Origin of the sequence: Sorangium sp. So ce836 (assembly GCF_028553905.1) — a bacterium.
GTDB lineage: Bacteria > Myxococcota_A > Polyangia > Polyangiales > Polyangiaceae > Sorangium > Sorangium cellulosum_D.
In genome coordinates this window covers 3,797,017-3,816,455 of record NZ_CP102233.1, presented here as the reverse complement: position 1 = coordinate 3,816,455, position 19,439 = coordinate 3,797,017, and the positions used below count along the sequence as shown (strand labels likewise).

Annotated in this window: 17 protein-coding genes and 1 pseudogene; 8 read left to right on the top strand and 10 right to left on the bottom strand. The window is 73.7% G+C overall.

Annotated features, from left to right (window positions below):
- Positions 1-16: 16 nt before the first annotated feature.
- Positions 17-292 (top strand): annotated as a pseudogene (locus tag NQZ70_RS14185) (PhzF family phenazine biosynthesis protein); the annotation flags it as partial.
- A gap of 16 nt (positions 293-308) precedes the next feature.
- On the opposite strand, the gene NQZ70_RS14180 reads toward NQZ70_RS14185, so the two are convergent.
- Positions 309-992 carry a hypothetical protein gene (locus NQZ70_RS14180; protein ID WP_129574678.1) on the bottom strand — a complete coding sequence of 228 codons (684 nt, stop codon included), beginning with the start codon at positions 990-992 and terminating at the stop codon, positions 309-311.
- A 242-nt stretch (positions 993-1,234) separates the two neighbouring features.
- Between NQZ70_RS14180 and NQZ70_RS14175 the strand changes: the two genes are divergently transcribed.
- On the top strand, positions 1,235-1,672 hold the full coding sequence (locus NQZ70_RS14175; RefSeq protein ID WP_129574677.1) for an NUDIX hydrolase: 438 nt from the start codon (positions 1,235-1,237) through the stop codon (positions 1,670-1,672).
- Between the two features lie 329 nt (positions 1,673-2,001).
- Here the strand turns inward: NQZ70_RS14175 and NQZ70_RS14170 are convergent, their stop codons facing one another.
- The 9 genes from NQZ70_RS14170 to NQZ70_RS14130 all read right to left on the bottom strand — a co-directional run bounded on the left by NQZ70_RS14170 (position 2,002) and on the right by NQZ70_RS14130 (position 10,241).
- The gene (locus NQZ70_RS14170; protein WP_020734672.1) at positions 2,002-2,277 is read right to left on the bottom strand and encodes a type VI immunity family protein; all 276 of its coding nucleotides are present in this window, start codon (positions 2,275-2,277) and stop codon (positions 2,002-2,004) included.
- Between the two features lies 1 nt (position 2,278).
- Positions 2,279-3,055, bottom strand: coding sequence for a PP2C family serine/threonine-protein phosphatase (locus NQZ70_RS14165; protein WP_129574676.1), 777 nt, complete (start codon positions 3,053-3,055; stop codon positions 2,279-2,281).
- A gap of 150 nt (positions 3,056-3,205) precedes the next feature.
- Positions 3,206-3,487, bottom strand: coding sequence for a hypothetical protein (locus tag NQZ70_RS14160; protein ID WP_129574675.1), 282 nt, complete (start codon positions 3,485-3,487; stop codon positions 3,206-3,208).
- A 4-nt stretch (positions 3,488-3,491) separates the two neighbouring features.
- The gene (locus NQZ70_RS14155; RefSeq protein WP_257792776.1) at positions 3,492-5,111 is read right to left on the bottom strand and encodes a hypothetical protein; all 1,620 of its coding nucleotides are present in this window, start codon (positions 5,109-5,111) and stop codon (positions 3,492-3,494) included.
- Between the two features lie 32 nt (positions 5,112-5,143).
- Positions 5,144-6,292, bottom strand: a complete 1,149-nt coding sequence (locus NQZ70_RS14150) for a PEGA domain-containing protein (protein ID WP_129574674.1) — start codon at positions 6,290-6,292, stop codon at positions 5,144-5,146.
- Between the two features lies 1 nt (position 6,293).
- Positions 6,294-7,106 (bottom strand): hypothetical protein, encoded by an 813-nt coding sequence (locus NQZ70_RS14145; RefSeq protein WP_129574673.1) that lies wholly within the window; start codon positions 7,104-7,106, stop codon positions 6,294-6,296.
- Between the two features lie 19 nt (positions 7,107-7,125).
- Positions 7,126-7,824 carry a sigma-70 family RNA polymerase sigma factor gene (locus NQZ70_RS14140; protein WP_129574672.1) on the bottom strand — a complete coding sequence of 233 codons (699 nt, stop codon included), beginning with the start codon at positions 7,822-7,824 and terminating at the stop codon, positions 7,126-7,128.
- The gene (locus tag NQZ70_RS14135) at positions 7,821-8,108 is read right to left on the bottom strand and encodes a hypothetical protein (RefSeq protein ID WP_061621355.1); all 288 of its coding nucleotides are present in this window, start codon (positions 8,106-8,108) and stop codon (positions 7,821-7,823) included. The genes NQZ70_RS14140 and NQZ70_RS14135 overlap by 4 nt, the downstream gene beginning before the upstream one ends.
- Before the next feature lie 171 nt (positions 8,109-8,279).
- Positions 8,280-10,241, bottom strand: coding sequence for a serine/threonine-protein kinase (locus NQZ70_RS14130; protein ID WP_165373957.1), 1,962 nt, complete (start codon positions 10,239-10,241; stop codon positions 8,280-8,282).
- A gap of 754 nt (positions 10,242-10,995) precedes the next feature.
- On the opposite strand from NQZ70_RS14130, the gene NQZ70_RS14125 reads away from it, so the two are divergent.
- The 6 genes from NQZ70_RS14125 to NQZ70_RS14100 all read left to right on the top strand — a co-directional run bounded on the left by NQZ70_RS14125 (position 10,996) and on the right by NQZ70_RS14100 (position 19,431).
- Positions 10,996-11,895, top strand: coding sequence for a hypothetical protein (locus NQZ70_RS14125; protein WP_129574669.1), 900 nt, complete (start codon positions 10,996-10,998; stop codon positions 11,893-11,895).
- Positions 11,896-12,048: 153 nt separating this feature from the next.
- The gene (locus NQZ70_RS14120; protein WP_207217844.1) at positions 12,049-14,130 is read left to right on the top strand and encodes a DUF6531 domain-containing protein; all 2,082 of its coding nucleotides are present in this window, start codon (positions 12,049-12,051) and stop codon (positions 14,128-14,130) included.
- Entirely contained in the window at positions 14,121-15,812 is a 1,692-nt protein-coding gene (locus NQZ70_RS14115) for an RHS repeat domain-containing protein (protein ID WP_129574667.1), read from the top strand. The genes NQZ70_RS14120 and NQZ70_RS14115 overlap by 10 nt, the downstream gene beginning before the upstream one ends.
- 15 nt (positions 15,813-15,827) lie before the next feature.
- A complete protein-coding gene (locus NQZ70_RS14110) occupies positions 15,828-16,235 on the top strand; it encodes a hypothetical protein (protein WP_129574666.1) in 408 nt (135 codons plus the stop codon).
- Positions 16,236-16,684: 449 nt separating this feature from the next.
- Entirely contained in the window at positions 16,685-17,512 is an 828-nt protein-coding gene (locus NQZ70_RS14105) for a metal-dependent hydrolase (RefSeq protein WP_129574665.1), read from the top strand.
- Between the two features lie 416 nt (positions 17,513-17,928).
- Positions 17,929-19,431, top strand: a complete 1,503-nt coding sequence (locus tag NQZ70_RS14100) for a serine/threonine-protein kinase (RefSeq protein WP_165373956.1) — start codon at positions 17,929-17,931, stop codon at positions 19,429-19,431.
- The last annotated feature ends 8 nt before the right edge of the window (positions 19,432-19,439 follow it).

The following is a 19,439-nucleotide window of genomic DNA, read 5'->3' as shown; positions in this document are numbered from 1 at the left end:
GCTTCGGCGTGGACTGCTCTCGCGGTTCTTCGCCCCTGCCGCGGGCGTCAACGAGGATCCGGTCACCGGCTCCGCGCACTGCTGCCTGACGCCGTTCTGGGCGGCGCGCATCGGCAAGGCGGAGATGCTGGCCTATCAGGCCTCGGCGCGCGGCGGCGTGGTGCGCGTGCGCCTGCGCGGCGATCGCGTCGAGCTCGGCGGCCAGGCCGTCACCGTCCTGGAGGGCGAGCTGCGCGCCGAGCCGAACATCCGGGGCGAGGGCTCTCCCTCGGACACCCCTCCTCCGCGCTGATCCTCTCGCGCGATCGTCAGCTCGGCTGCGACACGAGCGGCAGGGGCACGGTCTGCGCCCGGAACAGCGGCCGTCCGTCGCGGCCGAGGAGCGCGTCCTTGGCCGGCTGGCCCTGCGCCGGCCGCTGCTTCGCCGGGCGCGCCGGCTTGTCTCCGGGCCCCGCCGCCGGGGCGGCGGGCGCCATCTCGACCGGGGCTTCCCATGCGTTCCGGGTCCCGCCCGCCTCGTTGGCCTGGAAGAACACGGCGCGGAGCGCCCTCCCCTCGACGTCCGTCTCGACGGCCATCATCCAGAACCACGGGCCGTCCGGCTCGGTCTCTTGCCCCATGAACGAGAAGGCCATCTGTCGCGGCTCGCCCCGCCGGCCGTGCTCGCTGCGCGCCGCCTCGAGGTGCCTCTGCGAGGGCTTGTCGGCCGGACCGCGGTACACGCGCACCGCGATCCCCTCGATATGGGGCATCAGGTACAGGCCGTCCCGGTGGACGGTCAGCCACGGGTGCTTCCCGCTGTCTGCCAGCTTGCAGAGGGCGTGACCGAACCGCTCGTGCGCCTTGCAGCCGATGCCCCAGCTCGTATCGCCCTCTTCGCGGTTCGCCTCGCTGAACGCCTTGTTTCGGACATCGACCGCCGTCTGCGCCAGGAGGACGAGCCGGCTCTCGTGCAGGGCGGGGTTCAGCTCCCAGGGAAGGGCGACATCCATCGGAGCTGGCACGGTACGCGCGTTCACTGAAAAGTCAACCGGTCCCGGCGGTCGTACCGTACGCCCGCGAGGTGGCTCCGCGCGCCGCGGGCGGCGCGGCGGTCGGTCTGCCGGGCGGCGCGCGTTCTAGCACGGCGCACGGCGCACGGCGCATGGCGCCGCTGCGCCGCTGCGCCGCTGCGCCGTGGCGCCGTGCTAGAGCGCGCTCCGCGCGCGCCTGCGTCGCGTGCGAGGAGGTGTCCTTGGGAGAGGCGATCGTCGGAGGGAGCGCCGCGGAGCGGCCGCTGGTGGGCGTGGGCGTCATGCTGGTGCGCGACGGGCGCGTGCTGCTCGCGCGGCGGCGCGGCAGCCACGGCGACGGCAGCTACTCGTGGTGCGGCGGCCACCTCGAGCTCGGCGAGTCGTTCGAGTCCTGCGCCATCCGCGAGGTGCGCGAGGAGAGCGGCCTCGTGGTCAAGAAGCTCTCGTTCCTGTGCCTGAGCAACATCCTCGCCTACGGGAAGCATTACGTGGACATCCAGCTCCTTGCGGAGGAGTTCGAGGGCGAGCCCGAGGACCGCGAGCCCCACAAGATCGCCGGCTGGGGCTGGTACTCGCTCGACGCGCTGCCCGAGCCGTTGTTCCGCCCGGTGGAGCTCGCCATCGCGAGCTACCGCAGCGGCCGCCGCTACAACCCCTGATCCCGCCTGTCGCGCCCGCGCCTGTCCCAATCTTGGAGAGGCGAGTATCCCGAGAATCCGTCTCGCAAGGATCCGGCGGCTCCTCCCCGCCGGGGCCGTGCGGGCGTACTTCCTCGCCGCCGCACGACCGGACCGAGAGAATGCAGCAGAAAAGAACGATGCCCACCCCCCGTCGGTGCTCGGCGCTTCGCGCCTGCGCGCCGCCGGCCCCTCCCATAGCCCGCGCTCCGCGCGGGCTGGGAGGGGTGCGTCCGTCACCAGCCTCTCGCGTCGTGCTCATGCGGGTTGACCGCTTGGCCGTGGTCCTCATCTCGATCTCTCCTTCCTACTCACCGTTCATCGAAGCGGCGAAGCCACGCCTGGCTGCGCTCCAGATCGAACCGGAGCCCCGGACCGGCGTATTGAAAGGGCCGGTGCTTCGTGATGCGGATCGGCTTCAGGTACTTCGACAGCTTGACGTACAGCTCCGGCCAGACGTTGCGTTCCGCGTCGCCGAGCTGCGGACGCGAGCCCGCCTGGATCAGGATCCCGCGGCAAAAACGGCGAACAACGAACCTGCTATTCAACGCACCCACCTCGCCGCCGCGCATGTCGCCGCCGCGCACGTCACCCGCCTCCCAGCCGCGCCAGCACGCATGTCACGTTGTCCGGCCCGCCGTGCTCGTTCGCGAGGTCGACCAGCAAGCTCGCCGCAAGGCTCAGCTCCCCGTGCGCCCGGAGCACGCCCGCGATCCGCTCTTCCGGCACTGGCCCCCACAGCCCGTCCGAGCACACGAGGAACACATCCCCCGGCGCCGTCGCCTCCACCCGCGACTCGATCGCCACGCTCTCATCGCATCCCAGCGCCCGCGTCACCGCGTTCGCCCGGTCGCTCAGCGCCTCGAGCGCCTCCAGCGCGCCGTCGCCGTCCCGCAAGAGCTCCTCCAGCAGCGTGTGGTCGCGCGTCAGCCGCTCCAGCTTCCCCTCGCGCATCCGGTAGACCCGCGAGTCGCCCACGTGCGCGATGTACGCCATGCCCGGTCCCAGCAGCACGCCCGCGAAGGTCGTCGCCATCCCGCGCATCTCGTCCTGCTGCTGGCTCGCCTCGTAGATCGCCCGGTTGGCCCGCCGCACGCTCAGCACGAGCCGCACCTCGTCCTGATGGCGCGGCCTCGCCGCGCCGTAGGGCCACGTGTCCTCGAGATCCTCCCCCTCCTCGAAGCAGCTCTTGACCACCTCGATCGCCATCCGCGACGCCACCTCGCCCGCCGCGTTGCCCCCGAGCCCATCGGCCACCATGAACAGCCCCAGGTACGGCAGCGCCGCGAAGCTGTCCTCGTTGCGGCTCCGGCGCCGCCCCACGTCCGACTGCGCCGCCGCCTCGATGGCGAGCTGTGGATACACGATCGTCCTCCTCGCGTGCTCGTCGATGAGACGAGCCGAGCCAAAGGCGCGCCGCGCGGCGCTGCGCGGCGCGCGTTTCCCTGATTGGTGAGGCCGCGCCGCGCGCGGCCCTCTCGTTACGTCACGTCACTGCGTCGCTGCTTCGCCACGTCACCGCAGGCGCAGGGCCACCAGCGCCACGCCGCACAGGATGATCAGCACCAAGACCGCCGTGCCGAGCGACGCCACGAGCGACCTGTGCTTGTCGGCCACACACGCCGCCGGCACCGCCCTCACCCACGCCTCATCGTCCTCCGCCTCGGCCTCTGGCTCGGCGGCGGCCAGCTGCTCCGCCCAGCCTCTCATCTGGACGAGCGCTCTCTGGACGTCGGCGTCGTCCGCCAACATCGACAGCAGGACCTCGTGCGGCGTCATCGTCTTGGAAGCCCTCATCGCTTCAGCCTCCACACGGCGACCGCTTCGCGAAATCCCAGCAGCTCCTTTCGCTCCCCGGCGCTCCGGCGTTTTCCATCGCGCCTCCAGGGCCGGCGTTGCCACCGAGGCCGGGTGTACCCGCGGCGAATTGCACCGCAGGCGCTTCGCTGGGCGTCACCGCATACGCAAGGCCTACGGCATAGCCGCCCCGGCCGCCACCACCCGCGCCACCTGGGCCGCCTGCGCCACCCTTTCCGCCATCGCACCCGGCTTTGCTGGGTGCCGTCCCTGAAGCCGTCCCGCCCGCGGCCCCATTGCCGCCAGCGGCGCCGCTTTGCCCCGCCGCCCCGGCGCCTCCGTTGCCGCCCTTGCCCACCGCGACCGTCACCCCGGTCAGCTTCAGCCGGTTGCCCAGGCTCACGATCCCCACGCTCGAGCCGCCCGCCTGCCCGCCGCCGCCTCCCTTCCCGCCGCAGCCCCCGGCTCCGCCGCCTCCGCCGCTGGCTCCCACGCCGTCGATGGTGTCCGGTCCGAGCTTGCAGAACAGCCCCGCCTTCGCCCCGCCGCCCCCGCCTCCGCCTTGGCCCCGGCCGCCGGTTTTGCCCGGGTCGCCGTCGCCACCGCTCAGGCCCGTCAGCGCCAGCGTCGCGCCCGTCCCGCCGACGCCGGCAGGGCCAGCGGTGCCGTCTCGCCCGTTATTTCCTTGTCTGCATCGCCCGTTGGGATCCGACAGATCGGTCTGTCCTACGCCGCCGAGCCCATCGCCCAACGGATTCTCCTCCGGCACCGGCCCGCCGTCCTCCCCCGCCTGCCCGTTGCCCTCGTCCGTCTCTCCGCTCCCCCCCAGCCCTCCGCGCCCGCCGGCCGTCTCGCCGTCCTCGCAGCTCGTCACGCCCGCGGCCCCGCCCAGCACCGCGTTCTCCGCCACGCACGCGTTCGACGCGCCACCGGCCTCCGCGCTCGCCCCGGCCACCGGCGCCTCTTCCGGCGTCGTCCCTCTCGCCCCGTCCTTGCCGTTGCCCGCGGTCACATCCACCTCCGCGAGCTCCGCCTCCACGTCGGCCACCACCACCCCGATCGACGACCCGCCGTCCTGCTTCGCGTCCGCCGCCCGGATCGCGAACCCTTCCACCCGCGCCCCCTCCGCCCCTTCCCCGAGCGTCAGCGCCACCTTGTCCGCCGGCCCCGCGAGCGCGCTCTTCCTCCCCGCCTCCAGCGTCCACCCCGCGCAATCGAAGCTCCCGATCACCTCGAGCCCCGCCTCGACCTTCACGCTCTCCTCGAACGCTGCCTCCCCCTCCGTGCACGCGTACACCCGCTTGCCCTCTGCCGCCGCCTTCTCGATCGCCTCCTGCAGCGACCCATACGGCCTCTGCCGCGTCCCCGCTCCTCCTTCCTCAGCCCCCGCCCGCGCGAACACCCCGCACGCCTCGCTCACCACGCTCGGGTCCTCCCGCGGATCCGCCTCGCAAGGATCCGGCGGCTCCTCCCCGCCGCTGCCGCCCGTACCGCCGCCGCACACCCCGCCCGGGTACTCCGCGCAGTCGTTGTAATCCACGCCGAACACGCACCCCGTGCCGGGCACCATCGCCGCCCCGAAGGCCACCGCCGTGATGCCCATCAGCCCGCGCCAGTGACGCATGCGTCGCTCCTCCTCACGCCCCGCTTCGCCCCTCACCACGTCCCCCGGATCAAGAGCGCGCCGCCGCCGGCGGTCACGACCGGCGCCGCCGTCACGGCGCGCGCCGTCGCCACGCCCTGGCGCGGCGCCCCGCCGCCCCAGAGCGCGTACGCCCCGGTCGCGAGCCCGACGGCCCCGGCGCCCACGAAGGTCCACAGGGCGGCATTCTTCAGGTCCGCCGCGCCCTCCAGCGCGTCGCGCAGCGCCGCGCACTTCGGCGAGTCCACCGCGCACGCCGCCGGGCCGCCCTCGCGCACCAGCGCGTCCCGCTGTTCGTCCGCGTCGCCGTCCCGCCCGACCGCGAGCGCCGTCAGGATCACCCCCGCGATCACGCCCGCGCCGGCGACCGCCCCGCCCGCGATCAGCACCTCCGGCCGCGGCCCGACCGTGTCCGCCCCCGCGCGCGGCGCGGGCACCGGGGCCTCGGCGCCCGGCGGCGGCGGCGCCGGCGGCGCGGGCCGCTCCGCCGCCCGCGGCGGCAACAGGATGAGATCCGCCGTGTTCACCTCGCCGGCGGGGATCTCCAGCGTGACGCGCGCCGGCTCGTGCCCCGCGAGCCGCGCCTCCACCGCGACCGTCCCCGGCTTCACGAACACCTCGTGCCGGAACGGCGTGCGCCCCACCGCGGTCCCGTTGAACGACACCTCGGCGCCGTCCAGGTTCGCCTTGACGACGATCGACCCCACCTCCTTTCGCACGGCGCGGAACTGCGCACGGACCTGCTCGTGCTGCGCCGCATTGCCCGTCGCCGGGAAGCTCCGCAGGCAGAACGCGAGGTGCTCCGCCGCCTCCACCTTCATCCCGCGCTGGAGCTCCGCGTTGGCGAGGTTCGCCGCGATGTCGTAGCTCTGCTTCAGCGACCACGCCGTCCGGTACTGCTCGTACGCCGCGTCGAGCTTCCCGAGCCGGTACAGCTCCTTGCCCCGCGCGAACGCCGCGTCCGCGTCGCGCGACGCCTGCGCCGCCTCGGCGCTCGCGGGCCCTGCCTGCGCGCCCGCCGGCGCTGCCTGCGCGCTCGCCGGCGCTGCCTGCGCGCTCCCCGCCGCCCCCTGCGCGCGCGCCGCCGGCGGCGCCGCGGCCACCGCGCCTGCCACCAGCACCAGCCAGCCCGCCGCACGGGCCCTCCTCGCTCTCGCCTTCATCTCAGAACACCTCCGGTGGCAGGGAACCCGGACCCGCGCTGCTGTCCGCCGGCGGCGCCCCTGCGGGCGCGGAGCTTACTCCGGCGGGCGTGGCATTGGGCAGGGCGACGTGGCCCGGCGGACGAGGCGCAGGCGCGTCCGCCGTTCGCCTCGGAGGCACCGGCGCGCTCGCCGCCGGCGCGCTCGCCGCCGGCGCGCTCGCCGCCGCCGGCGCGCCGCTGCTCGCGACGCGCCCTCCGCCTTCGCTGCCCGCCGCCAGCGCGCTCGATCGGCCAGACCCCCCGTCGCTCGCGCCTCGCTCGGCGCCCTCGCGCCCCGCTGCCGCGGGCGCAGCCCCCGCCCCCGCGCCCATCGGCTCGAGCACGGACGCGACGGCGCTCGGCGCGCCGCCCGCCGCCGCCTGCCGCGGCACCGGCCGCGCGCCGGCCGCCGCGCCCGCGGACGGATCGCGCCCCGCCGCCGCCGCGGGCGCCGGCTCGCCGCCGCGCGGCGCGCGCGCCGCCGGCCACAGCGCGACCGCGCCGCCGATCGCCGCGAGGACCGCGAGCACGACCGCCACGACGCGCAGCCGCCCGCGCGGCCGGCCCGCGGGCGCGCGCCCCGCCGCCGCGGCGGCGCCGGGCCCTTTCTCGCCGCCCGCCGCGCCGGCCGCGGGCTTGGCCGCCTTGCGCGCGGCCCTGCCAAACCAGCGCCGCGCGACCGGATAGAACGGATCGCCGCCCTGCCCATCGTGCCGCAGGTCCTCGATCAGCCTGTCGAGCCTGGGATCGTCGCCGGGCTTCACCACCGGCCGCTTCGGGTCGTCCGTACGCATCGCTTCCCTCGTTCCTCGCTCACTCGCGCGGCGGCATCTCCGTCACGCCGCCCTCGAGGAGCGCCGCGGCCAGGTGATCGAGCAGCGCGTCGTGGCGGCGCCGCGCCGTGGACAGCGACACGCCGAGCCCCGCCGCCACCGCATGCATCGCCAGCCCCTCCACGTACCGCAGCGCGTACAGCCGGCGATCCTCCTCGCCCAGCGCGTCGTACACCCCGCGGACGATCTCGATCGCCCGGCGCCGGTCCTCCGCGTCCACCGCCGCGTCGTCGAGGGTGTCCCCGGCCTCGACCACCCCGAGGACCATCGACGCGACGACGTGCCTCGCGTACTTCGCGAGCCGGTCGCTGTTCGTCGCGTCGTCGTCCCAGACCACGTCGAACCGATCGGAGGTCTCCGCGACGAACGAGCGCGCCGCCCAGCTCGCCGCGCGGTACAGCCGGCGCTGCTGCCGCTCGCGGTGGAGGCAGTCGCGGATCTCGCCGTCGATGAACCCGTAAGCGTAGCTCGTGAAGCGGATCCCGAACGCCGGTTCGAAGCGCGACGCCGCCACCACCGCCCCGTAGTGCCCCCACGCGAGGAGCTCTTCCTTCTGCTCGGGCCGCGCGTGGGGCGCGAGGAACGCCACCCTGGCCCGGACGATGCCGATCGCCTCCTTCACCAGGGCCTGCTGCTCGGGGCTGAGCGGCTCCGGAGGCATCGCGCGGAGCCGGCTCATCCCTGGCTCCCGCCACGGCGCCGCCCCTTGCCCCGGGCGTCACCGCGCTCGGCTCCCTCGGCGTGCGCGGCGACGCCCCGCGCGAGCTCGTGGCTCTCGTCGGGCGGCGGCCGGCGCTGGAGCGACTGGAGCAGCGCGACCGGATAGGGGTGCGCCGACATGAGCGCCAGCGCCTCCTCGCGCATGTGCTCGATGAGCTCCGGCGACAGCTTGCCCCGGTACGGCGCGAGCGCGCGCTCCACCGCCTCCACCAGCACGGGATCGAATTCGCGCGTCGTCTTCATCGTGGGCCTCTCTCGGGACCGTCCAGGGTGTCGGCCGTCTCTGCGCCGAACGCGCCATCCCGGACCTCTCCTGCAGTTATCCGGCGATCCTCTCGGGATCGCTCATGAAGGCCGGACCGGCGCGCCTCGTTCCCGGCGTTTCCCGGCCGGCCTTGGCGCTCGGCCGGGTCGCTACTCCAGGAATTCGTCATAGAAATGGGGGTCTCGAACGATCCGCCGCCTCGGCTTCGGCTTGGCCCCCGCCGGCGTCGCGGTCGGCTCGACGGCCGGCGCAGCCGTCGAGGTGGCGGATGCCGGGGTCGCGGCGGCTGGCTCCGGTGTCGTGGCCATCCCGCCTTCGCCCCGCCGAGTTCCGGCGGCACCTGCCGCCGCCGGCTCCTCGGCGCCCGCGCTCGCGCTCAAGGACGGGTCCGCAGCGGGATGGGCGGCCCCCGCCGTCTCCACGGATCCGATGGGCGCGGACGGCTCCGGCGCCGCGGCGCCGTTGGACGGCCGTTCCGGCGGACTCGCCAAGGTGGGCGCGTCGACCGCCCTCGCCTGCGTTGGCTCCGCCGGCGGGGCGCCCTGCAGCCGGAGGATGACGTCGAGGAGGAGCAGGCTCACCGCCGTCCCTAGCGCGAGCCCGATCGTTACCGTGCGCGCCGTGACCCGCGCCCGCGGCGGCGCTCCGGCCGCGCCGCGCGCGCTCGCCGCCTCAGCTCGCGCCGCGACCGGACCCGCCGCGGCGGTCCGCCCCGCGCCCGCGCGCGAGCCGCCGGCAGGCGGCGCTGCGCCCAGGCGAAAGGTCCCGGCGCCCGCCGCCGCGCGCGGCAGCGGAACGGTGTTCTCCACCGGGACCCACGCCGCCCGGGCCTGCTCCGGCGGCGGGTCCGGCGCGCGCTGCGCGAGCGCGGCGACGCAGCTGGGGTCGCGCAAGCGCTCCGGCAAGCGCTCGGTCATGACCCACCCGGCGCCCGCCTGGCCCGGATCGGCATCGCCGCCGACAGGATGGCGGCCGGCCCGAGCGTCGCCCGGCGCCGCATGCGCCCCCGCTCCGCCCGGCCGCATCGCCGGCGCGGCCGCCGGAACGGCGCCCGCCTCGACACGCCCCCGAGGCGGCCGCTCCGGCGCTGCGGGCCCCGTGGTCGTGGCCGCCTTCTCGTTGCCCCACCGCAGGACCTCGGACATCTCCGGCTCGCCGGGGTTGGTGTCGCGCGATCCCAGCGCGTCGCGCGTGAGGAGAAAGGCGTCCCAGAGCGCCTCGGCGAACGCCAGCCCGTCCCGGTGCCGCTCGCGCGGGACCTTGGCGACGGCCCGCGCGATCACGTCCGAGATCGGCTCCGGCACGCCGATCCGCGACAGCGGCGGCGGCACGTCGTTGAGGTGCCTGGCGAACAGGGCGTCCATCCGGCCGGCGGCGCCGGCATCGCCGAACGGGTGGAACCCGGCGATGGCTTCGTAGGCGATGAGGCCGAGCGCGTACACGTCGGTCGCCGGCGTCGGCACGTCGTCCCGGATCTGCTCGGGCGCCATGAAGAGCGGAGAGCCGTGGGTCTGCGCGTCGAGCGTGTCCGGGGTGCCGCTGAGCCGCGCGAGCCCGAAGTCGAGGAGCTTCACGTCGCGCGGCTCGCGCAGGATGAAGAGGTTCTCCGGCTTGATGTCGCGGTGGACGCCGCCGAACGAGTGCAGGTGCCCGGCGCCGAGCGCCGCGGCGCGCAGGGTGGCGCACGCGAGCGGCAGCGAGAGCGCCCTCCGCCGGCGGAGCTCCTCGCGGAGCGTCACGCCGTCGAGCAGCTCCATCCGGTACCAGGCGGTGAGGTCGTCGGCGAGGCCGACCTCGTGGACCTGGACCACGTTCGGGTGCCGCATCCGCGCGAGCACCTCCCCCTCCCGCAGCAGCCGGCGGCGCTGGCCCGGGTCGTCGAGGAACTCGGATCGCACGATCTTGAGCGCCCACAGCTGCCCCTTGTCCGTGACGGCGTACACCGCCCCCATGCCGCCCTGGCCGAGGAGTCGCTCGACGCGGAAGCGCCGCTGGAACCAGGTGCCCGGCTGGAGGAGCGGGGGACGGCTCCGCCCTGCCGCCGCCGGGGGCGCCTCGCCGCCGTGCGCCTCGGCGACCTCGTCGTCGTCGTCCCGTGACCTCCGCTTCACCGTGTACCTCCGCGCCCTGCGCCGGACGCCGCCAGGACTGCCCGGCGCCGCGAGCCATGCCCTCCCACGGTCCCGCGTCGCTTCCATGCTGGTTATCCGGAAACGGTCCGCGAGGTGCTCACGTCGCGGAAGCCCGCGCGAGGCTCCAGGGCGGCGCTCCAGCACATCCAGGCCTCGGGTCGCGCCGGCGCGGCGTGGGACGCCATGGGTTCCGGGAAGCAGCCGGCTGCCTCCGGCACGTCGTTCCCGAGCCCGGCAGGGCAGCCGGCTGCCTCCGGCACATCGTTCCCGAGCCCGGCAGGGCAGCCGGCTGCCTCCGGCACATCGTTCCCGAGCCCGGCAGGGCAGCTGGCTGCCTCCGGCACATCGTTCCCGAGCCCGGCAGGGCAGCTGGCTGCCTCCGGCACATCGTTCCCGAGCCCGGCAGGGCAGCTGGCTGCCTCCGGCACATCGTTCCCGAGCCCGGCAGGGCAGCTGGCTGCCTCCGGCACATCGTTCCCGAGCCCGGGGAGGCGGCTGGCTGCCTCCGGCACATCGCTCCCGAGCCCGGGAAGGCAGCCGGCGCGGCCAGAATACCGCGCTACCCGATGCAGAAGAGCAAATCAGCGACGTTGACGGCCTGACCGAGGTGATTATCCCAGGCGGACCGCCCGGCGCGCGCCGGACGGTCGTAGCGAATCCAGCGCGGGGGACAAAGAGCACGACAGGGCTCTTCGCCTCTCCGCGCCCGACATCAACGAGAGGTGCTCCCCTCATGACCAAGCCTTCTGCTCCGCTCAAGAAAAAGCCAGCTCCCAGGAAGCCCGCGGCGCCGCCCCAGGCGGCGGCGGCGTTCGACAAGGCCGCGCCCGAGATCGACGCGCTGGAGCGGGACGCGCTCATCCCCATCAACATCGATATCCCGCGCGCGGTCTCTCAGGTGCTCGGGGTGCTCCCGGGCCTGCTGGCGCTGCGGCCCCTCATCGCCGAGCGATTGCCGACGCACGATGTCGGGCTGGTCGACCGGCTGGAGACCTACGCGCTCGCCGCTTGGTATGCGCACCTCGCGTGGCTGTCCAGCGGAGGACCGCAGAACGGGCTGAAGCCGCTCCTCGAGGAGGCGGTGCCGCTGCGCGCGAATCTCCTCGGCGACGCAGAGGCCCTGGCCCGCCGCGGCCTGGTCGACGCGGAGACGGTCGCGGACATCCGGGCGGGGAACGGTCACATGGACACGGCGAGCGACCTCGTCGCGCTCTCGGCGCTGTTCAGCGGCAGCTGGTCCGAGATCGCGGGGAAGACCGCCGCGACCGAGGACGAGGTGAGGCGCGCCGGCGAGCTCGGGCCGGAGCTCCTCGCCGCCCTCGGCGTGAGGGAGCACGGCGCCGCCCCGGGCCCGAGCGACGCCGCGGACAAGAGGGCGCGCGCGTTCACGCTGTTCGTGAATGCGTACGACCAGACCCGCCGCGCCGTCGCCTACCTCCGCTGGAACGAAGGAGACGTCGAGGCGATCGCGCCGTCCCTCTACAAGGGCCGCGGCGGTCGCGGGGCGTCGTCGCGCGACACGGGCGACGCGCCGCAAGAAAACCCACCGGCGCAGCCGGACGCCGCGCCGGCGTCGCCCGACACGGCGGCGCCTGCAGCGGCCGGCGCGCCGGCCGCTGTGCCGCCCGGCTGAACCGCCGCCGCTGCGCGCCCCCGTCGCCCCCGCACCCCCGGCAGACGGGCCTCGGCCAGCGCTCCATGGCGCGGACCATCCCTCCGGGTTTCGCCGGCGCTCGGATGTGACCGGTGATTGAAGCGCCGTGGAGGGACAGGTACTGCTCCTCCCATGGCCCGGACTGCGCCCGTGCCGAACATCCCCGCGATCCCGGGGATGAACCCCGGCGCCTTCATCCTGGGAGGGGGCGGCGGAGGCGGCGGCGGCACCGGACCGGGCGGCGGTGGGGGCGGCGGGGGCCACGGGGCAGGTGGCGGCAGCGGCGGCAGCAGCGCGGGCGGTGGGGGCAAGAGCGCACCGGATCCGAACCGGTATCCGGAGTGCGGGACGGTCTCGCACCCCATCGATGTCGTCACGGGCCGCGTCTTCACGCACGCGGTCCCGATCTGCGATCTGCCGGGGCCGCTGCCGCTCGCGTGGGAGCGCTCGTACAGCGCCGCAATGGCCGATCGCGACGCCGGGCTCGGTCACGGTTGGGGGCACAGCCTCGGCTGGGAGATCGAGGTGCGGAGCCGTCGAGTCGTGGTGTGGACCGGGCTGGGCACGGCGGTGGATCTCCCGAAGCCCGCCGAGGGCGAGGCGGTGCTCGGCAAGTGGGGCTACGGGTTGCGGCGCGAGGCGGACGGATGGCTCCTGGACGCAGGCGACGGCGTGAAGCGGCGTTTCGCCTGCGTGCAGGACGGCGGCCGGCGCGTGCGGCTCACGGCCGTGGAGGACCGCAACGGCAACCGCATCGCGCTGGTCTACGACGAGAAGGATGGCCGGCTGGTCGAGGTGACCGACAGCGCGGGCCGGCGGGTACGGCTCCGCGACAGGACGTCGGGCGAGCAGCGGGTGACCACGATCGAGGTGCAGCTCGACCCGGAGCGCGGCGACTGGCTCGCGTTCGGCACGCTGACGCGCGACGGCCGCGGCGATCTGGTGGCCGCGAGCGACGCGGACGGCCACGGCTGGCGCTATGCTTATGACGAGCGGCACCAGCTCGTCGAGGACGCCGACCGCAATGGGCTGACGTGGCACTTCGTTTATGACGGCCAGCGCCGCGGCATCGAGGCGTGGGGCGACTACCCTGGCAAGGTCGACCCGAGCCTGGCCGGCGAGCCGCCGGAGGTCCTTCACGACGGGGAGACGCGGTGGAAGCGGATCCACCACTGCAAGGTCGACTATTGGGACATCGGCTTCACCGAGGTCGTCGACTTCAGCCAGACGCGGCGCTTCCACGGCAACGAGCACGGCACGCTCGACAAGCAGGTGATCGGCGGCGCGGTCGTGACGGCGACCTACCGCGACGACGGCTGGATGACGTCGCGCACGAGCGAGCGCAACGGGGTCGAGCTCTTCGAGCGCAACGCGCGCGGGAGCGTCATCCGGTATACCGATCCGCTCGGACACGCGACGACGATCGAGCGCGACGCGAACGACCTGCCCGTCGAGATCGTCGACGCGAAGGGCGGCGTGCACCGGTTCGAGCGCGACGCGCGGGGGAACGTGACGCGCTATGTCGACCCCACGGGCGCGGCGACGTTCCGCCGGTACGACGCGCGCGGGCTCGTGGTCGAGGAAATCTCGCCGAGCGGCGAGCGCACGGCGTTGTCGTACGACGCGCACGGCAACTGCGCCGAGGTGACGCTCGCCGGCGGCGCCACGTGGCGCTTCCGGCACGACGCGCTCGGGCGGCGCGTCGCCGTCATCGACCCGTTCGGCGCCGAGACGCGGTACCGGTGGTCGGCGCGCGGCGACCTGACGGCGGTCACCGACCCGACCGGCGCGACCACGCGCTACGCCTACGACGGCGAGCAGCACCTGACCGAGATCGCCGACGCGAACGGCGGGGTCACGTCGTTCGTGTGGGGCGGCTACCACAAGCTGTGCGTGCGCCGCGACCCGAACGGCCACGAGGTGCGGCTCGGGTACAACCCCGAGGGCGAGCTCGTCGAGGTGCGCAACGAGCAGGGCGAGGTGCACGCGCTCCGGCGCGACGGCAGCGGCAAGGTGCTCGAAGAGGTCACGTTCGACGGGCGGGTGCTCCGCTACGGCTACGACGCGGCGGGCGACCTGATCCGGCGGTCGCACGGCGAGCGGGACCTGGTGCGGCTCGCGTACGACCCGGCCGGCCGGCTGATCCGCCGCGAGCACTGGGACGACTCGGCCGAGGAGCTGGAGTACGAGCTCTGGGCGACCTTGTGGGCGTGACGTGGCCGGGCGGAGAGATCCGGCTCGACCGCGACGCCGCTGGACGCGTGGTGCGGGAGCGCCAGATCGTCGCTGGCGTGGAGCACCGGGTCGAGAGCATCTATGACCGGGAAGGCGAGCGCGTTCTGCGCAAGACCTCGCTCGGGCACACCGAGGCGATCGAGCGGGGGCCATCCGGCGAGCGGCGCCGGACGGTGCTGGACGGGCGCGTCGTCGTCGACCACGCGAGCGATCTCCTCGGGCGGGAGGTGGCGCGTGCGCTGCCGGGCGGGGGGCGGATCGAGAGCGCGTACGACGTCTTCGGTCGCGTCGAGCGGCGGCGCACGGTGGGCCCGGCCCGCGAGGTGCGCGTGGGGCCGGGCGAGCCGGCGTGGGTCGGGCCGCGGCCGGCGAACGTCACCCTGGACATGGCGTATCGGTACGATCCTGTGGGCGAGCTGAGCGCCGCGTGGGATCAGGGGCGGGGGTGGACTTCGTATCGATATGATCCCGTGGGACAGCTCCTCGCGCGCGCGCCGGAGCAGGCCCGGGCCGAGGTGTTCCGCTACGACCCGGCGGGGAACAGCTACGAGGCCGGCCCGGGTGCGGTGCCGAGGGAGCACGGGCGCGGCAACCGACTCGTCCGCAAGGGGAACACCCGGTACCTGTGGGATGCCGAGGGGCGGCTCGCCGAGAAATGGGAGGAGGATCCGGCGACCGGCGCGCGGCGGGCCTGGAAGTACACGTGGGACCTCGCCGGGCTCCTGGAGAGCGTGACCACGCCGGAGGGCGAGCGGATCGAGTTCCGATACGACCCCTTCGCCCGGCGGGTGGAGAAGCGCGTGGGCGAGGCGCCGGCGAGCTCTCTGAATGCCTTCAGGCCGCGCTCGGTGACGCGGTTCGTGTGGGACGGCGACGTGCTCGTGCACGAGATCTCCCAGATGGCGCAGCCGGACGGGAAGCTCTCGGCGGTCGAGGTCAAGACCTACTGCTTCGAGGACGGCGGGTTCGCGCCGGTCGCGCACAGCGATGGCGGCGGGTGGTTCCATTACGTGAACGACCCGATCGGGACGCCGGAGCGGCTCGTCGACGACCGCGGCGAGGTCGCCTGCGAGCTGCGGCGCGAGGCGTGGGGTCGCACGGAGACGGCGCCGGGGGCGAGGACCTCGACGGCGATCAGGTTCCCGGGGCAGTACGAGGATCCGGAGACGGGGCTCTGTTACAACAGGTTCCGCTACTACGTTCCGGACGCGAGGCGGTTCATCAGCAGCGATCCGATTGGGTTGCTCGGCGGTATCAATACCTATGCCTACGTTCGGAACCCGCTGCGCTGGCTCGATCCCCTCGGCCTCGCCGACCCCGGCCTTCCCGAGCTGGTAGCGGCGTTCGAAAAGACGTATCCAGGTAGACCATACAGCTCCGGGCATTTGCGAAAGCATTCTGACGGACGAGACCTGGAGATCGATTTCGAGACCGACAATGCGATCATTGAGGTAAAGGGCGGCGCAGGCAAAGGGCTGGGGCGTCAGGTCAAGGATCGGCGCGACTGCAAGATAAACCCGCAAGGCAAGCCAGTCATCGGATACTCTGCATCCAGCCTCGGCAAGCACTCTCGCTCGGAGATCGAAAAGCAAGGCGGCATCGCGGCGGACAGAAGAGATCTCGACGTGCTCATGGCAGCGATCGCGCCGGATCCCAAATGAACAAAGGAGAGCAACATGAGATCTTTCTATGTATTCACCCAGGCACCAGACGAGGCACTCTCCACATGGCTTGACTCGACAGCGCAACGCACGGCTGGCACCTGGCAATGGATCTATCCGAACGCAGCCAGGAAAGTCCTCTACATCGAGCTCGCGGAAGATCTCTATGACGAGCTGGAGCCCGAGACCGCGCAAGCACTGCTCGATCGTTTCGGGGGAGAGCGCCCCCGAAGCATCTGCGTCGACGTATCACGTAATCACTCAGCAGAGCACGACGTCAAGGCGTTCGCGACAGCCATGCTCCGTCAGTTTGGCGGGGTCGCCATGGATGACGAGAGCGATCACTGTTGGACGGCCGAGGCCATCGAAGCCGGCGACACTCACCATGGCCATCGCTTCTTCGGCATGCCCGGAGCGGCGTGAGCCACGCCATGTTCACAACGGTGCGCTGCATGGCCGAATCGTCGGTGTAGGCCGCTCCCGGCTCGGCGTTCCGTCATGGCATGCCCTGTCACCCCCGGTCCGAACAGCGGCCGGCAAGAAGCCCCGCGTCCTCGCTCAGGGCGCAGGTTTCCTCGCAACCCGGATCCCCTCCGATCCGCCCGGCGGTGCTGGAGAGCGCCCCGCGCCCCCGGTGGCGCTCACCATCGCGCGCGACCGCACCGGCCGCCAGACCCCCGCTCGGCGCCTGCCGCCCGGCGCCCCACCGCGCGGCGCCGAGCCTCGCCCGCGGCACTATTGACTACAGTTCAATAGCTGCTATGAACACGGACCGGCACCCGTGCCCTGAGCGCGCTGCTCCGCGCCCGGCGCGGGCTCCACCGGCGCCGCGACCGGCGCTGCTGGGAGCAATGGCGAGGAAGGAGAGCTCGATGATCACCGCAGAGGCGCCCCTCAAGCCGCGTAAGCCGCCCGTGTCGTTCGAGCAGGGCCTCACCCGCCACTGGCTCGGCGGCCACGTGGTGCCGACCCACGTGGCCAACGCCGTCAACCTGCTGTTCCCCGCGGGCGAGCGCTTCTTCATCCGCAGCGTCGCGCGCTACGCCGACCGCGTCGAGGACCCGGCGCTGCGCGCCCAGGTGAAGGCGTTCTTCGGGCAGGAGGGGCACCACGCCAAGGCGCACGAGCGGTTCTTCGACCTGCTCCGCGGGCAGGGCTACGAGATCGACCGCTTCCTCCGCGCCTACGAGCGGGTCGCCTACGACGGCATCGAGCGCGCCTGCTCGCCCGAGCTGCGGCTCTCGGTCACCGCGGCCCTCGAGCACTACACCGCGATCATGGCGGAGGACGCGCTCCAGGCCGGGACGCTCGACCTCGCCCACCCGACCGCGAGGGAGCTCCTGCTCTGGCACGCCGCCGAGGAGATCGAGCACAAGACCGTCGCGTTCGACGTGCTGAAGCTCGTCAACCCGAGCTACGCCCTCCGCCTCCTCGGCTTCGCGCTCGCCACGGTCACGCTGTCGATGTTCTGGCTCTCCGCCCTGCTCGTGCTGCTCGCCCAGGAGCTCCCCCGCCGCGACGAGCGCGACGCGCGCGCGGCGTCGACGACAGCGCGCCTCCCGCCCCTCCGGCACAGGTCCGTCCTGAGGGGCGTGTTCCTCCGCGGTATCCGCGAGTACGTGCGCCGCGACTTCCACCCTTCCCACAACGACAACATCCACCTCGCGAGGGCTTACCTCGCCGGGATCGGGGCCGCCTGAGCGCCGCGCGGACGTCATGAGCGGTCGCGACCAGCGCGCCTGTGCCGATCGCTCCGGGCTCCGCGAGCACATCGCGTCCCGCCTCCGCGCCCCGTTCTCCAGGACCCTTTCCAGGTGCTCCGCTCAGTCCGCGTCAGCGAGCGCCGCTGCCGAGGCTGCCCCGCCTGGCGCCGCTCCTCCCGCGGGGCGCCCAGCCACGCTGGCGCGCGCCGCTCGGCGCGAGGGGCCAGCCGCGCTGAGCAGCGTGGCATTCCGACACACTCTCGACATCGCGCTTGACGCCGCGCGGGCGCATGCACAGCCATGGCGGCGGACGTGACGCGCCTGCGACGCGTCCACAGTCAGCCGCGTGCACGCCGCTTCGCAGCTGCAGCACGTGTCGCTCTTCGTTGATAGGCATGAGAAGGGCACGTATCATGCGCTCCATGGCAGATGCGGCGGGCGGCCCGCCTGGCTTCAGTTCCGGAAGCGAGAACGGCGGCGATCCCCCGGCGCCCCTCGTGCCCGACGTCGCGGATACGCTGCCGGGCGTCGACACCGTCGTGCGCGACCGGTCCCCCGTGCGGGTCGAGCCGCCGGTCGAGCGCCACGGCGACAGCTCGACGCTGAGCGACGAGGACCTCGCGCTGGCCGCCACCCGCTCGAGCATGCACGAGGGCGGAGGCCACGTTCAGGTGCCTCCCGATGGCACTTTACTGGGAGGCGTCTATCGCATCCTCGGTCGGCTCGGCGAAGGGGCGATGGGCGTCATCCTCCTGGCGCGCGACGAGCAGCTCCAGCGCGACGTCGCCATCAAGCTGCTCCGGCCGGAGCAGCTCGACAACGCGCAGATGCAGGCCCGGCTCCTCGCGGAGGCGCGGGCGATGGCGCGCGTCCACCACCCCAACGTCGTCGAGATCTACGCCTTCGGGGAGTACGTCAACGCACCGTACTTCGTGATGCAGTACGTGCCCGGGGTCACGCTCGACACCTACGTCCACAGCAAGGGCGGCCGGCTCGGGCTCGACGAGGCGCTGAGCATCCTCGACCAGGCCTGCCTCGGCGTGTCGGCGATCCACGCCTCGGGCATCGCCCACCGCGACGTCAAGCCGAGCAACATCCTCGTCGGCCAGGCCCTCCGTGTCGTGGTCGCCGATCTCGGCCTCGCGAAGCGCATCCCCCGCGGCGACCGGGTCGAGCTCGCCTTCTCGGGCACCCCGGCGTACCTGGCGCCCGAGGTGGCGCTGGGCCGGCAGCTCGACCCTGCGCTGCTGCCGCGGATCGACGTTTACGCGCTCGGGGTGGTCGCCTACTACCTGCTCGCCGGCCGCCTGCCGTTCCAGAGCACGAGCACCGTCGATCTGGTGATGCAGCACGCTTATCAGCCGCCGATCCCGCCGAGCGAGCTCTGCCTGGACCTGCCCGCGTCGTTCGACGCGCCGGTGCTCGCGGCGCTGGCCAAGGAGCCCGACCAGCGCATGGCGAGCGCGGACGCCCTGCGCGAGGCGCTCCTCGACGCCCGCAGCGCCATGCCGACGTACGCCCGGACGACGCGCGTCATGGTGGCCGACGACAGCCCGTCGTTCCGCACCTTCCTCGTCAGCGTCCTCGCGCAGGCGCTGCCCGGCGCCGTCATCGAGACCGCGCCCGACGGCACGGCGGCGCTCGCCGCCATCGAGGCGAACCCCCCGTCGCTCGGCGTGTTCGATCTGGACATGCCCGGCCTGGACGGCATCGCCCTCACCGCGGCGGTGCGGAAGCTGCCGCGGGGGGACTTCCCGATCATCGTGGCGACCGGGACCGGGGGCGCGGCGGACTGGCAGTGCCTGTCGCGCCTCGGCGCCTCGGCGTTCCTCGTCAAGCCGTTCGACGCGGGGCAGCTCATCACCCTGGCGCGCGCGCTCGTCGGCGTCGCGGACGAGCAGAAGCGCAAGCAATGAATTTCAGA

Excerpts from the sequence above, each read along its gene's own strand:
- NQZ70_RS14120 (WP_207217844.1), top strand. The coding sequence starts at position 12,049 with ATGGCCCGGACTGCGCCCGTGCCGAACATCCCCGCGATCCCGGGGATG.
- NQZ70_RS14135 (WP_061621355.1), bottom strand. The coding sequence starts at position 8,108 with ATGAAGACGACGCGCGAATTCGATCCCGTGCTGGTGGAGGCGGTGGAG.
- NQZ70_RS14140 (WP_129574672.1), bottom strand. The coding sequence starts at position 7,824 with ATGAGCCGGCTCCGCGCGATGCCTCCGGAGCCGCTCAGCCCCGAGCAG.
- NQZ70_RS14160 (WP_129574675.1), bottom strand. The coding sequence starts at position 3,487 with ATGAGGGCTTCCAAGACGATGACGCCGCACGAGGTCCTGCTGTCGATG.
- NQZ70_RS14150 (WP_129574674.1), bottom strand. The coding sequence starts at position 6,292 with ATGAAGGCGAGAGCGAGGAGGGCCCGTGCGGCGGGCTGGCTGGTGCTG.
- NQZ70_RS14125 (WP_129574669.1), top strand. The coding sequence starts at position 10,996 with ATGACCAAGCCTTCTGCTCCGCTCAAGAAAAAGCCAGCTCCCAGGAAG.
- NQZ70_RS14155 (WP_257792776.1), bottom strand. The coding sequence starts at position 5,111 with ATGCGTCACTGGCGCGGGCTGATGGGCATCACGGCGGTGGCCTTCGGG.
- NQZ70_RS14145 (WP_129574673.1), bottom strand. The coding sequence starts at position 7,106 with ATGCGTACGGACGACCCGAAGCGGCCGGTGGTGAAGCCCGGCGACGAT.
- NQZ70_RS14105 (WP_129574665.1), top strand. The coding sequence starts at position 16,685 with ATGATCACCGCAGAGGCGCCCCTCAAGCCGCGTAAGCCGCCCGTGTCG.
- NQZ70_RS14110 (WP_129574666.1), top strand. The coding sequence starts at position 15,828 with ATGAGATCTTTCTATGTATTCACCCAGGCACCAGACGAGGCACTCTCC.
- NQZ70_RS14180 (WP_129574678.1), bottom strand. The coding sequence starts at position 992 with ATGGATGTCGCCCTTCCCTGGGAGCTGAACCCCGCCCTGCACGAGAGC.
- NQZ70_RS14100 (WP_165373956.1), top strand. The coding sequence starts at position 17,929 with ATGCGCTCCATGGCAGATGCGGCGGGCGGCCCGCCTGGCTTCAGTTCC.